We start from the raw sequence: 14,365 nt of genomic DNA, 5'->3' as shown, positions 1-14,365 counted from the left end.
CGGGGACGCATCCATGCGGTTGGTGCTGGACGCGCGCATCTGAAAGGATAGATACAGACCCAGCCCCAGCCTGAAGGTCTGCAATGAAACTTCTAATGCTAAGCGCTTTGTCCGAGATCGCCGATAATCCCGCTGACATGATTATCGACGTGCGGTCGCCGTCGGAATTTGCGCAGGATCATATCCCCGGGGCCGTTAACCTGCCTGTGTTGTCAGATGAAGAACGTGCGTTGGTCGGCACGATCTATACCCGTGAGAGCAGCTTTAAGGCTCGCAAGATCGGGGCCGCATTGGTCGCGCAAAATGCGGCAGCGCATTTGAACGGACCGCTGGCGGACAAGACGGGCGGGTGGCAGCCTTTGGTATATTGCTGGCGGGGCGGCCAACGGTCGGGGGCCTTTGCGACGATTCTGGATCAGGTCGGCTGGCGGGTGCAGTTGCTTGAGGGCGGATATCGCAGCTATCGCCGGCTGGTCGTGGACGCCTTGTATGAAACGCCTTTGCCGCACCGGATAACCTTGATCGAAGGGGGCACAGGCACGGCAAAGACCCGGTTGCTGCATCACTTGGCTGCGGTGGGGGAACAGGTCATTGACCTTGAAGGTCTGGCCAATCACCGGGGATCGTTGTTCGGGTCACAACCGGGCGGGCAGCCAGCGCAAAAGATGTTCGACACGCGGCTGGCCCAGGCATTTGGCAGACTTAACCCAAGCCGCATGACCTGGGTCGAGGCGGAAAGCAGCAAGGTCGGCGCGCGCATGGTTCCCGCGGCCGTCTGGCACGCCATGTGCGCCGCCCCGCGGATCGAGATTACGGCATCAACCGCCGCACGCGCAGAGTTTCTAAGCACCGCCTATAAGGACCTGACCGACGATATCGGACGGTTGCACAGCCAGATTGACCGGCTGCGCCCTTTCCATGCGGGCAGTACAATTGCCGCTTGGCACGCGTTGGCCGATGACCGCGATTGGGTGGCCCTGGCCGGGGCGCTGATTTCGCACCATTATGATCCGCGCTACGCCAAGTCGATCGCGCGGTCAGAAAAGGCCGTTCAGACGATTTCACTTGATGATCTAACGGATGCGACACTGCTCCGGACAGCACAACAATTGGCGCAAACTGTCAGTTGACGGTGATAGGGCCATGGCCAGCCTGCAGGCTGCCGATGATCCACCCCCTGAGTCTTTCGTTTTCCAGCGTCCTTATCGCGTCGTCTGCCGCGCTCTGCGGAAGGGCGGCCAGCAATCCTCCGGCGGTTTGGGGGTCGTGCAGGAGGGGGGCGGTGATACCGCTGGTCGGTGCATGTGCGATGTTGGCGCTCAGCAAGGACGACGCCGTGCCGTTTTGCGACAGCGCGCGCGCACCCTGATAGACGGGCACGGCGCTTTGCGTGATTTCTGCCCGCAAGCCAGAGGCCGCGCAGATCGCCTGAATATGCCCCGCCAGACCAAAGCCGGTGACATCCGTCATCGCGTGTGCATTCCGCAAGATGTCGGACTGCCGTGATTGGGGCTGCTGCATCTGGTCCAGCGCATTTGCGACGTCGCGCCCCTGGGCCGTGCCATCCATATGGGCGGCCATGATCACGCCGGACCCGATGGGCCGGGTGAGCAAAAGGACATCATCCGCCTGCGCCCCCGCAACGGTGATCGGCATGGTGCCGCGGATGCCGGTGACGGTGAACCCGATGGTCAGTTCGGCCCCCATCGTCGTATGGCCCCCGACCAAAGTGGCCCCTGCGGCGGTGAAAACCTCCTGTGCGGTATCCGTGATTTCCCGCAAGGTCCGGGCCTGAAGCACGGGGGACATGCGCGGCAGGATCAGGCTGGATAGGGCCGCTTGGGGCTGTGCGCCCATGGCCCAGATATCGCCCAATGCGTGTACGGCAGCGATGCGTGTCATTTGCACGGGATCATGGACCATCGCGCGCAGATGATCGGTGCTGAGCACCTGGAAACCCCCGCCGGGCTGGCGTAGGACGGCTGCATCATCGCCCGCCCCTGTGACCACATCGGGGTGTCTGGCCGGTGCAAGGGTTGCAAGCGCATCGCTTAGGATGCCGCCGCCCACCTTGGCCCCGCAGCCGCCACACAGGGGTTTTTCCTGCATGATTTCGCGCGCGCCAAGGGCGACATTATCCGGGATCTCTGCGGCAGCCATTGCGGGCAGGGTTCCAAGCTTGTCCATAAATGCGCGGTCGATATGGTCTTTCCAACGCCACAGCAGGGGGCCGGAAACGGCAATGCCGAATTTCTCGGCCATTGCGGATTTCTTTCCAAGCGAGATCAGCTTGAGATAGTTTTTCTGCGGCTTGAATGGTTTGCGCGCCCCGCCCGTCAGCGCGGCGCGCAGGTTGTGATGTAGAATGGGGGCGGCGCGCACGGCGAACACGCCCGCTTTGGGGCGCGGCGCAAAGGGCATTGCGGCGCAATCGCCCACGGCAAACAAGCTGGCGTCGCCTTTGACAGCGAGATCGGGGGTGGTTTCGATAAATCCGTCGATCAACGGCAGATCGGTTTGGCCCAGCCAAGCATGGGGGAACGCCCCTGCAGCACCAACGGTAAACGTGGATTGCACGGCATCTTGCCCCTTCAGGATCACCTGTCCGTCTTCGATCCTTTCGACCGTCGCATCGGTGCGCAGGGTGATCCCGGCAGCGGCCATTGCCTGCAAAAGACGACGTTGCGCACGGTCCCCCACGGCAGAGATTTGCGGCCCGGATTCGATCACCGTCACCTGAGGCAAAGCGCCCGACTGCTGCAATGCATGCGCCATGGCCAGTGACAGTTCGCAGCCGGCGACACCCCCGCCGATGATGGCCACCTTGGGCGCTACGGACCCTTCCTTGACGGCGCTCATGAACTCTCGCCAGCGCAGGGCATAGGTATCCAGCGGTTTGGCCCCGACGGCATGGTCTGCAAAACCGGGGATGTTCATCTGCGCCGTGATGCCGATATCGATCGAGGCGACATCATAGGCGACCGGACCGCGTCCCTCGACGATGATCTGCCGGGCGGTGCGGTCTATATCTGTCGCATGGGCCAGGATCAGCCGCGCGCCCGCAAAGCGGCACAGGCGCACCAGATCAATCTCGAGCGTGTCACGGTCATAATGGCCGGCAATATGGCCGGGCAGCATCCCTGTATAAGGTGCAGTCGGGCCAGGGTTGATCACGGTCAGCCGGGCACCGGGCAGCGGATCCATGCCCCATTTGCGCAGCACCAGCGCATGTGAATGGCCGCCGCCCACCAGTACAAGATCTTGGGTCAGGGGAACATCGGGCGTTTTCATGGGGTGCTTTCCGGGTTGATCTGCCTTGTCTTACCCTTTGAACGGGCCGGATCAAACCATGTACCAGCGGTTGCAACCCAAAGTGATCTGCGTGACAAAGGCATTACTGCTGTCTGATCTGCACAAAAGGCACCTTTGATTGACCCTTCGCATCCTGCACACGGCTGATCTGCATCTGGACTCTCCGCTGCGGAGCCTTGCGATGAAAGATGAACGTCTGGCCGCGCAAGTGCGCAGCGCCAGCCGTCAGGCGCTCGAGAATATGGTGCATTTTTGCATCGACGAGGACGTGCACGCATTTCTGATCGCCGGTGATCTTTACGACGGACAGGAACGCAGCGCCAAGACAGCTGCCTATCTGGCATCGCAGATGCTGCGGCTTGAGGAAGCGGGCGTGAAGGTCTTTTACATCAAAGGCAACCATGACGCGGAAAACCCCATCGCGGGCGAGATTGCCTTGCCACCGAATGTGCATGTCTTTGACGGCCGTGGCGGCGTGGTGCAGTTGGGCGATCATCCCGTCTATATACACGGGGTCAGTTTTCGCGACCGTGTCGCCCCTGAAAGCCTGCTGCCGAAATACGCGCCGCCAGAACCGTCATCGGTGAACATCGCGATGATGCATACATCGTTGAACGGGGCCGAAGGACATGACCCCTATGCGCCCTGTTCGGTCGCTGATCTGGCAGGGGCGGGATTTGACTATTGGGCGCTTGGCCACGTGCATAAACGACAGGTCCATGGCCAGAACCCCTGGATCGTGATGCCCGGCATGCCCCAAGGCCGCGACATTGGTGAAGCCGGGCCCAAATCCGCCAGTCTGCTGACGATCGAGGCGGGCCAGATTGCGGTCACCGAAGTGCCCACATCCATCGTCGAATTCCGCACCTGTGAATGCAATCTTGACGGGGTCGAGACTGACGATGCCATCCGCGCCGCCTTGCGTGACGCGTTGCGCGCGCAAGCGGGCGAGGGGGCCGCGATTTTGCGGCTGCGGCTGGTCGGGCAGACTGACTTGGCGTGGCAGATACGGCAGTTGGCCGACAGGTGGCGAGAAGAGATTGATGCGCTGGCCGAGGGGATCGGCGGGCTTTGGGTTGAGAAACTGACAATTGATTTGATGCCGCCGTCCAGGGGTGTCGCAGATAGTGCTGTCGGCGAAGTGCATCAGCTGATGGCCGATATTTCGGCCGAGCCGGGTTTCCTCGAGGGGATGGGCAAAGAGCTTGAACAGATCCTCGCATTGCTGCCCGCGGAACGACGCCGCGAAATTGCCCCGGACGAGGCATCGCAAGATGCGTTGCTGCGGCAACTATCCGAAGATGCGGTTTTGTCCATGGTGGCAAAGATGCGGGGGCAGGGCGCATGATGCGGTTGCGTCGTCTGAACCTCGAGACGTTCGGCCATTTCACCGACCGCGCGCTTGATTTCGGGGCGGTGCCGCAGGGGGGATCGGATTTTCATATTGTCTTTGGCCGGAACGAGGCGGGCAAGACGACGCTGATGGAAGGCTATTTGCGCCTGCTGTACGGTTTTCCACTAAACGAACCCTATGCGTTCAAACACCAACGCCCCAATCTGCGGGTCAGCGGCGTGCTGGACATTGACGGTGTGGAACATGCGCTGTCACGTCTGCCCAAGCGCACGGCCAATCTGGTGGATGCAGGCGGACAGGTCGTGTCGGATGGAGTGCTTGGCGCAGCGCTGCGCGGGCTGTCGCAAAAGGAATATCAGCAATTGCTGTGTCTGGATGACGAAACCATCGAGGCGGGTGGCGAAGAGATCACCAAAAGCAAAGGTGACATCGGCAAGTTGTTGTTCTCGGCCGCTGCGGGGATCAGCGATCTGTCGCAGGTGCTTGATGATGTGAAGGCCGCGAACCGCCAGATCTACCTCAAGGGGGGCAGCAAGTCCGACTTTGCCGAGTTGAAGCGGCAATATGATGACGTGATCAAGCAGATCAAGGACAATGATGTCACGGCCCAGGCCTATCGCGGGCTGCGGGTGGCGCGGGATCAGGCGAATGCGACCGAAGCGGGACTGAGAGAGCAGAAGACGGATCTGTTGCTGCGCAAACGGCGGCTGGAAAATATCGTTCAGGCGCATCCCTTGGCCACTGAGCTGCACGACATCGAAGCCCAGCTTGAGCCGATCGCACATTATCCCCGGACGCTGGATATCGAAACTGACCAACTGATTGATCTGATTACGCGCAGGGTCGCATTGGTCGCCAAGCGTGATCAGGCCGTTCAGGACATTGCAACCCTGACGGCACAGCGGGACGGGTTGAACCCTGATCCGCAGACCTTGGGGCTTGCTGCGCGGCTCGACGCGCTTGGTACGTTGAAAAGCCAGGTCGAGGCGGGGCAGTTGGATCTGCCCAAACGCGAAACGGCATTGGCGCAGGAAACCGCTGATCTGCGCGCGCGCCTGACCATGATCGGGCTGAATGTATCGGGTGATCTTGGCCGGTTTGTTCTGACCGACCCCGAACTGGCAGCGTTGCAGCAAGCGCGCGATGGTTTGCAGGATGCGCACAAGGCTTTGGCCGCTGCGCAGTCCGAAATCGGAACCGCCCGCGACAAGCAACGCGAAGCCACGCGTTTGGTGGATGAGGCTGCTGGCGATGTAACGGGCGACCCGGCCTTGGAACACATGATCCTCAAGGCCGAGGCTGACGATATTTTGCATAGATATAGTGAGGCGCAGTATGCGTTGACGGCGGCCCGGCAACGCTGTGCCGAATCTTTGCGCAAATTGGCCTGTCAGGGTGTGGTTTTTGACACCGCCCCAAGTCTGGCGATCATGCCGTCCCAAGCGCAGACGCTGGCAGCTGATCTGGCGCAGGCCGCGCTGGCGCTAAGCGCTGCCAAGCAAGCTGCTGCGGCAGCCGCCACCCGCTGGGATACTGCAAAAACGCGCGTCGAGATCGTTCAGATGTCCCCCGACCTGATCAGCGATGCAGCAGCGGCGCAAACCCGATCCGCGCGGGATGCGCTTTGGGCGGCGCATTTGGCGACACTTGATGCGGCCACAGCCCAGAGGTTCGAAGGCGCAATGCGCGAGGATGACCGCCAGACCCAACTGCGCGCAGGCCAAAACAAAGAGCTGGCCGAGATGCGGCAGGCGCAACGGCTTGAACTGGAAACCCGCAAAGATCACGAGACAGCCCGCGATATCTGTACCCAGGCGCAAACGGCGATGGAGGATCTGAAAGCGCGCCTTGTGGCACATCTGCGCCAAGCCGGTTTGCCCGACACCTTATCCGCCGATGATTTTGCTGCCTGGGTCCGGGACGCCGAAGAGGCAGGCGCAGCGGCGCAAGCCTTCGTTCTGCTTCAAGAGGTGCGGCAGACCGTCATGGAAGAAGGAGAGACGCTGCGCCACGATCTTTCTGCAAGTTTGAAGATCGACGGCACATCCCTTGGCGGCCTGATGAAGATCGCCAAGGCGCAACTGGCGCAGACGCAGGCGCAGCAGCAGGCGCTGAGACTGGCCGAGGGCACCTTGCGCACTGCCACTGCAGAAACGGCCCGCCGGACCGAACTGGAAAACGCAGCGCAGGCCGAGGCCGAGCGGGCCTTTACCGCGTGGCGTAAGGCCGTCGCTGACCACCTGCCTGATCTGGAAACCGATGTGGCATCATGGGATGGTGTTCAGGCGTTGCGCTCGGTGCGCGAAGCCGATGTGCGTATCCGTGGCTTGCAGCGCCAGATCAACGGGATCACGCAAGACAGCACCAGATTTCAAGCGGAACTGGACGCGCTTGGGGCCGGATCACCTGACAGCCCTTTGCTGGATCGTTACGCAGGGATGCAAAGTCAGGTCACCGAAGCCAATCAGGTCGCACGTCAGATCAAAGATCTGGATGATCGCCTGGCCGATCTTGAAACTGCACGCGACGGGGCAGATCAGGCGCTGACTATATTGGACGAACAGGTTCACAGCCTCGCCCGTCTTTTCGATGCCGCCATCCCTACGGACAGTCTTGAGCAGTTGCGCGCCGCGACCGCCATCGCTCAGGACGCGATTGCCCTGCGCAGCCGTATCATAAACCTTCAGCGATCCTTGATAACGACGCTTGCAGTGGCGACCGTCGAAGAGGCGCATAACTTGCTGCAAGATCACGCCTTGGACGCGGCCCAGATCACCTTGGATGAGGTGAGCGCAGACCTTGACCGTCTTGACCCCGCGCTGGATCTTGCAATCGAAACCCGCACGGCCGCCCAGATCGCGTTGAGTGCAGTAGGGGGTGATAATGACATTGCCCTGCTAACTGAAACCAAACGGACCTTGGAAGAACAGATGCAGGCTGCGCTGTTACACTATATAGAGGGGCGCGTCGGGCATGATCTGGCCGAAGAGGCGATCCGCCGCTACCGCGACAGCCACCGCAGCGGCATGTTATCCGCCACGGAAAAGGCATTCAGCGATCTGACCCACGGTGCCTACAGCAAACTGACAACGCAGCCGGGGGCAGGGGGTGATGTGCTTATGGCGGTCCAGGCTGCCGATGGCGTGTCCAAGGAAGCGTCGGCAATGTCCAAGGGCACGCGCTTTCAACTCTACCTCGCTCTGCGGGCCGCCGCTTACGACCAGATGGCAACGAATGGAATAGTGCTGCCGTTCTTTTGCGATGACGTCTTCGAAACCTTCGACGAGGATCGCACCCGGGCTGCCTGCACCTTGATGCAGCGCGTCGGACGCACAGGGCAGGCGATTTATCTGACCCACCACCAACATGTGGTCGATCTTGCCCAGGATGTCTGCGGCGATCAGGTAAAGCTGCATCTTCTTTGACGCCGCTGACAGGTGATTCCGCCAGTAACCGGGAATCACGACTGCGATTTGCGGTGATTCCGGCGCAGATGAATCACTTTGAGGCCGGAAAATGCGGCATGCGATCCGGATAAGGCGAAAAATCCAAAGGATGGGTCGGATGTCGGCCGGAAATGGCGCGCCAAAAAGTCAATAAAACAGGCGTTTGTGACAGTTTTTTGACTGAATTGTAAAAAACCCAAAAAAGGGGTTGCGGGTATTTGGAACAAACCTTAGAACGCCCCTTACCGGAGACGCAGACAAGCAGACACGGTGCGCTAGACGGGACGGACGGAGCTGAGGTTTCGGAGGTTTACGTAGCGGGGAAATTCTGAGGCATTAAGGCGGGGCGCGCTGAAAGTTACGGCGCATCTTGGTTTCTTTTGTCTCGACGCTCTTTGAAATGATAGATATCTGAAGAGATATGTGGGCGGTTTGGTTCATTCGATGGATCAACCTCTACATATCGCGCTGGTAGCGACGCACTTAGGTGTTAGCGATGATCCAGTGTCAGCTTCACTGTTTGACGGACTACTCGCTACTTTGGTAGCTTTAGTACATCAAACGGAGAAAAACGCCTGTATCATTCAGTAAGTGATGCAGGTCGATGTGCAGAGGTTCGACGTCAAGGATATGATCGCAAGATCATTTCAACTTGAGAGTTTGATCCTGGCTCAGAACGAACGCTGGCGGCAGGCCTAACACATGCAAGTCGAGCGCAGTCCTTCGGGACCGAGCGGCGGACGGGTTAGTAACGCGTGGGAACATACCCTTTTCTACGGAATAGCCTCGGGAAACTGAGAGTAATACCGTATAAGCCCTTCGGGGGAAAGATTTATCGGGAAAGGATTGGCCCGCGTTAGATTAGATAGTTGGTGGGGTAATGGCCTACCAAGTCTACGATCTATAGCTGGTTTTAGAGGATGATCAGCAACACTGGGACTGAGACACGGCCCAGACTCCTACGGGAGGCAGCAGTGGGGAATCTTAGACAATGGGCGCAAGCCTGATCTAGCCATGCCGCGTGTGTGATGAAGGTCTTAGGATCGTAAAGCACTTTCGCCAGGGATGATAATGACAGTACCTGGTAAAGAAACCCCGGCTAACTCCGTGCCAGCAGCCGCGGTAATACGGAGGGGGTTAGCGTTGTTCGGAATTACTGGGCGTAAAGCGTACGTAGGCGGATCAGAAAGTTAGGGGTGAAATCCCGAGGCTCAACCTCGGAACTGCCTCTAAAACTCCTGGTCTTGAGTTCGAGAGAGGTGAGTGGAATTCCAAGTGTAGAGGTGAAATTCGTAGATATTTGGAGGAACACCAGTGGCGAAGGCGGCTCACTGGCTCGATACTGACGCTGAGGTACGAAAGTGTGGGGAGCAAACAGGATTAGATACCCTGGTAGTCCACACCGTAAACGATGAATGCCAGTCGTCGGGCAGTATACTGTTCGGTGACACACCTAACGGATTAAGCATTCCGCCTGGGGAGTACGGTCGCAAGATTAAAACTCAAAGGAATTGACGGGGGCCCGCACAAGCGGTGGAGCATGTGGTTTAATTCGAAGCAACGCGCAGAACCTTACCAACCCTTGACATCCTGTGCTAACTCGAGAGATCGAGTGTTTATTTCGGTAACGCAGTGACAGGTGCTGCATGGCTGTCGTCAGCTCGTGTCGTGAGATGTTCGGTTAAGTCCGGCAACGAGCGCAACCCACATCCTTAGTTGCCAGCAGTTCGGCTGGGCACTCTAGGGAAACTGCCCGTGATAAGCGGGAGGAAGGTGTGGATGACGTCAAGTCCTCATGGCCCTTACGGGTTGGGCTACACACGTGCTACAATGGCAGTGACAATGGGTTAATCCCAAAAAGCTGTCTCAGTTCGGATTGGGGTCTGCAACTCGACCCCATGAAGTGGGAATCGCTAGTAATCGCGTAACAGCATGACGCGGTGAATACGTTCCCGGGCCTTGTACACACCGCCCGTCACACCATGGGAGTTGGTTCTACCCGACGACGCTGCGCTAACCCTTCGGGGAGGCAGGCGGCCACGGTAGGATCAGGGACTGGGGTGAAGTGGTAACAAGGTAGCCGTAGGGGAACCTGCGGCTGGATCACCTCCTTTCTAAGGATGTTTCTAGCCAGACTTGTTCGCAAGTCTCATGAAACACTTAGCAGGACAGCAAACAAAGCTGTCCATATTCGGATACATTTTCCAATGTATCCAGAACCGAGCCGTCCTCATATCTCTTCAGAACAAGAACACGAGCTACCGCTCGTATGGGTCGGTAGCTCAGGTGGTTAGAGCGCACGCCTGATAAGCGTGAGGTCGGAGGTTCAAGTCCTCCTCGACCCACCATATCCCTTCGGGGAATGATGGGGCCTTAGCTCAGCTGGGAGAGCGCCTGATTTGCATTCAGGAGGTCAGGAGTTCGATCCTCCTAGGCTCCACCAAGCTTTTCCAACGGGAAAGCACAGTTCTGACAGGGTCTTGCGCAGCAAGATCGCGATAAGGACAGCACGAATGATTAGATCGGCAAGCAGTTTCGACTGTTTGCCCGTCCAATCGGACGATGCGGCAACGCATTGGCGACATTCCCCAGGGAATGCGCCTGATTGAAATCGTAAAGAGAGATACAATAACAACACTGTTTGTTTACACCGAGTAAGGTCGTAAACTCAGTTGCTGTCACTTCGGTGACCGGCGTTTAGCGGACTGTTTCCTCGGTCTTCTGGGCGTATCGCGATTGAAAAGAACGTGTTGTCCAAGTCAAGTACACTAACCAGAGACATGACGCCTGCTTCCTGCACGGAAGGTAGGCTAGATGCATGTCTCGCTGTCCAACCTTAGAGGTTGGGCGGGTAAAAAAGTATGCTTTTGATCTGGAATAAGGAAAGACAGTTTCTTACCAGCTTCTGTCTTCCGCGCTGGACTGACGTTCTGCAATCTACCGGCCGTTGAGGGTGTAAATAGTCCTCAAGTAGCCGAATAGGCGGTAGGACATTAAATCAGTCTTGCTTTTTCTGGATCAAATCAAGCGCGAAAAGGGCGTTTGGTGAATGCCTTGGCAGTAAGAGGCGATGAAAGACGTGATACTCTGCGATAAGCCATGGGGAGCTGAGAATAAGCTTTGATCCATGGATTTCTGAATGGGGCAACCCACCTGATACTTTGTTATTATTACCCTTCGGGGTAGCTAATAATGAGGTAAACCAGGTATTTATAGACTGAATACATAGGTTTATAAAAGCAAACCCGGGGAACTGAAACATCTAAGTACCCGGAGGAAAGGAAATCAATTGATACTCCCCTAGTAGCGGCGAGCGAACGGGGACCAGCCGAGCCTCAATTGTGGTTAGAATGCGTTGGAATGCGCAACCAAAGTGGGTGACAGTCCCGTATAAGAAGCATGAGAGGACGTATTAAGTAGGGCGGAACACGTGAAATTCTGTCTGAAGATCGGAGGACCACCTTCGAAGGCTAAGTACTCCTTACTGACCGATAGTGAACCAGTACCGTGAGGGAAAGGTGAAAAGCACCCCGACGAGGGGAGTGAAACAGTACCTGAAACCGAACGCCTACAATCAGTTGGAGGATCTTTACGATCTGACAGCGTACCTTTTGTATAATGGGTCATCGACTTGGTCTCACAAGCAAGCTTAAGCCGTTAGGTGTAGGCGCAGCGAAAGCGAGTCTTAATAGGGCGTTGAGTTTGTGGGATCAGACCCGAAACCGAGTGATCTAGGCATGGCCAGGTTGAAGGTAAGGTAACACTTACTGGAGGACCGAACCCACATCCGTTGAAAAGGATCGGGATGAGCTGTGCCTAGGGGTGAAAGGCCAATCAAACTCGGAGATAGCTGGTTCTCTGCGAAATCTATTTAGGTAGAGCGTCATCCGAATACCCTCGGGGGTAGAGCACTGGATGGGTAATGGGGCCCCACAGGCTTACTGATCCTAACCAAACTCCGAATACCGAGGAGTACTAGATGGCAGACACACGGCGAATGCTAACGTCCGTCGTGAAGAGGGAAACAACCCTGACCTACAGCTAAGGCCCCTAATTCATGGCTAAGTGGGAAAGCAGGTGAGACGACCAAAACAACCAGGAGGTTGGCTTAGAAGCAGCCATCCTTTAAAGATAGCGTAACAGCTCACTGGTCTAAATAAGTTGTCTTGCGGCGAAGATGTAACGGGGCTCAAGCCATGAGCCGAAGCTTAGGATGCATTTATTGCATGGTAGCAGAGCGTAGTGTGACATAAGACTACGTCTTTATTGATCTTTTGTAGTACCAAGGTTTGTTGTTTGGGTGTTCGCACTCAAGTAGCCAAAGGCGGTAGTGCATATAAAGAGATCATAAAAGACAAAGTCTTTTCTGTGAAGCGGGCCTGTGAGGGATCCCGTGGAGAGATCACTAGTGAGAATGATGACATGAGTAGCGACAAAGAGTGTGAGAGACACTCTCGCCGAAAATCCAAGGGTTCCTGCTTAAAGCTAATCTGAGCAGGGTAAGCCGACCCCTAAGGCGAGGCCGAAAGGCGTAGTCGATGGGAACCAGGTTAATATTCCTGGGCCAGATGGAAGTGACGGATCTCGAGGGTAGTTCATCCTTATCGGATTGAATGGGCTGCTTAGAGGTCCCTGGAAATAGCTCCATCGCTAGATCGTACCCTAAACCGACACAGGTGGATAGGTAGAGAATACCAAGGCGCTTGAGAGAACTATGTTGAAGGAACTCGGCAAAATACCTCCGTAAGTTCGCGAGAAGGAGGCCCGGTTTCTAGGCAACTAGAGGCTGGGGGCACAAACCAGGGGGTGGCGACTGTTTATTAAAAACACAGGGCTCTGCGAAGTCGTAAGACGACGTATAGGGTCTGACGCCTGCCCGGTGCCTGAAGGTTAAAAGGAGGGGTGAGAGCTCTGAATTGAAGCCCAGGTAAACGGCGGCCGTAACTATAACGGTCCTAAGGTAGCGAAATTCCTTGTCGGGTAAGTTCCGACCTGCACGAATGGCGTAACGACTTCCCCGCTGTCTCCAACATAGACTCAGCGAAATTGAATTACCGGTCAAGATGCCGGTTACCCGCGGTTAGACGGAAAGACCCCGTGCACCTTTACTACAACTTCACACTGGCATTAGGCCGAACATGTGCAGGATAGGTGGTGGGCTTTGAAGCGTGGACGCCAGTCTGCGTGGAGCCTCCCTTGAGATACCACCCTTGTTCTGCTTGATGTCTAACCGCGGTCCGTTATCCGGATCCGGGACCCTGTGTGGTGGGTAGTTTGACTGGGGCGGTCGCCTCCTAAATCGTAACGGAGGCGCGCGAAGGTTGGCTCAGAGCGGTCGGAAATCGCTCGTTGAGTGCAATGGCAGAAGCCAGCCTGACTGCGAGACTGACAAGTCGAGCAGAGTCGAAAGACGGCCATAGTGATCCGGTGGTCCCAAGTGGGAGGGCCATCGCTCAACGGATAAAAGGTACGCCGGGGATAACAGGCTGATACTGCCCAAGAGTCCATATCGACGGCAGTGTTTGGCACCTCGATGTCGGCTCATCTCATCCTGGGGCTGGAGCAGGTCCCAAGGGTACGGCTGTTCGCCGTTTAAAGAGGTACGTGAGCTGGGTTTAGAACGTCGTGAGACAGTTCGGTCCCTATCTTCCGTGGGTGTAGGATACTTGAGAGGAGTTGCCCCTAGTACGAGAGGACCGGGGTGAACGATCCACTGGTGGACCAGTTGTTATGCCAATAGCAGTGCTGGGTAGCTATGATCGGACAGGATAACCGCTGAAGGCATCTAAGCGGGAAGCCCCCCTCAAAACAAGGTATCCCTGAGAGCCGAGGTAGACCACCTCGTCGATAGGCCAGAGATGTAAGCGTAGTAATACGTTCAGTTGACTGGTACTAATGGCTCGATAGGCTTGATTTGATCCAGTAGAAGCAAGACTTTTACGGATTTATCAAAAGCATACACACATACATAAATGTACTGACTTGGACTTCGTTGTTATCGCCAGGGAAATGGCGATAACAACAAACGTGTGGCTACGCGCATTGCTCTGCAATACGCTCTCGCCACCGTCGCTTTTTGCTACGCAAAACAGCGACGTTGATGAATTTATTCGGTTTGGTGGTCATAGCGTAAGCAAAACACCCGATCCCATCCCGAACTCGGCAGTTAAGTGCTACTGCGCCAATGGTACTGCGTCTTAAGACGTGGGAGAGTAGGTCACCGCCAAACCTAATAAGTTCATCAATCAAAAAC

4 protein-coding genes, 2 tRNA genes and 3 rRNA genes are annotated in these 14,365 nt (G+C 56.9%); 8 read left to right on the top strand and 1 reads right to left on the bottom strand.

What is annotated here, in order from left to right:
* Positions 1–83 precede the first annotated feature (83 nt).
* Entirely contained in the window at positions 84–1,130 is a 1,047-nt protein-coding gene (mnmH, locus tag RGAI101_RS19360) for a tRNA 2-selenouridine(34) synthase MnmH (RefSeq protein ID WP_050763273.1), read from the top strand.
* On the opposite strand, the gene selD is transcribed toward mnmH, so the two are convergent.
* Positions 1,123–3,291, bottom strand: a complete 2,169-nt coding sequence (gene selD, locus RGAI101_RS19355) for a selenide, water dikinase SelD (protein WP_008229882.1) — start codon at positions 3,289–3,291, stop codon at positions 1,123–1,125. The genes mnmH and selD overlap by 8 nt on opposite strands.
* 139 nt (positions 3,292–3,430) lie before the next feature.
* Between selD and RGAI101_RS19350 the strand changes: the two genes are divergently transcribed.
* The 7 genes from RGAI101_RS19350 to rrf all read left to right on the top strand — a co-directional run bounded on the left by RGAI101_RS19350 (position 3,431) and on the right by rrf (position 14,341).
* Positions 3,431–4,660 (top strand): metallophosphoesterase family protein, encoded by a 1,230-nt coding sequence (locus RGAI101_RS19350; RefSeq protein WP_008230026.1) that lies wholly within the window; start codon positions 3,431–3,433, stop codon positions 4,658–4,660.
* Complete coding sequence (locus RGAI101_RS19345; protein WP_008230134.1) at positions 4,657–8,091, top strand: YhaN family protein; 3,435 nt, start codon at positions 4,657–4,659, stop codon at positions 8,089–8,091. The genes RGAI101_RS19350 and RGAI101_RS19345 overlap by 4 nt, the downstream gene beginning before the upstream one ends.
* A 669-nt stretch (positions 8,092–8,760) precedes the next feature.
* Positions 8,761–10,226, top strand: a 16S ribosomal RNA gene (locus tag RGAI101_RS19340).
* Between the two features lie 157 nt (positions 10,227–10,383).
* Positions 10,384–10,460 (top strand) — tRNA-Ile (locus RGAI101_RS19335).
* A gap of 19 nt (positions 10,461–10,479) precedes the next feature.
* Positions 10,480–10,555 (top strand) — tRNA-Ala (locus RGAI101_RS19330).
* A gap of 578 nt (positions 10,556–11,133) precedes the next feature.
* A 23S ribosomal RNA gene (locus RGAI101_RS19325) occupies positions 11,134–14,029 on the top strand.
* A 197-nt stretch (positions 14,030–14,226) separates the two neighbouring features.
* Positions 14,227–14,341: ribosomal RNA gene (rrf, locus tag RGAI101_RS19320) — 5S ribosomal RNA — on the top strand.
* The 16S, 23S and 5S rRNA genes sit together here with 2 tRNA genes alongside, the layout of an rRNA operon.
* Positions 14,342–14,365: the final 24 nt, after the last annotated feature.

This window comes from Roseobacter sp. GAI101 (genome assembly GCF_000156335.1).
Classification (GTDB): Bacteria; Pseudomonadota; Alphaproteobacteria; order Rhodobacterales; family Rhodobacteraceae; genus Sulfitobacter.
This window is presented reverse-complemented; position numbering and strand designations above follow the sequence as displayed.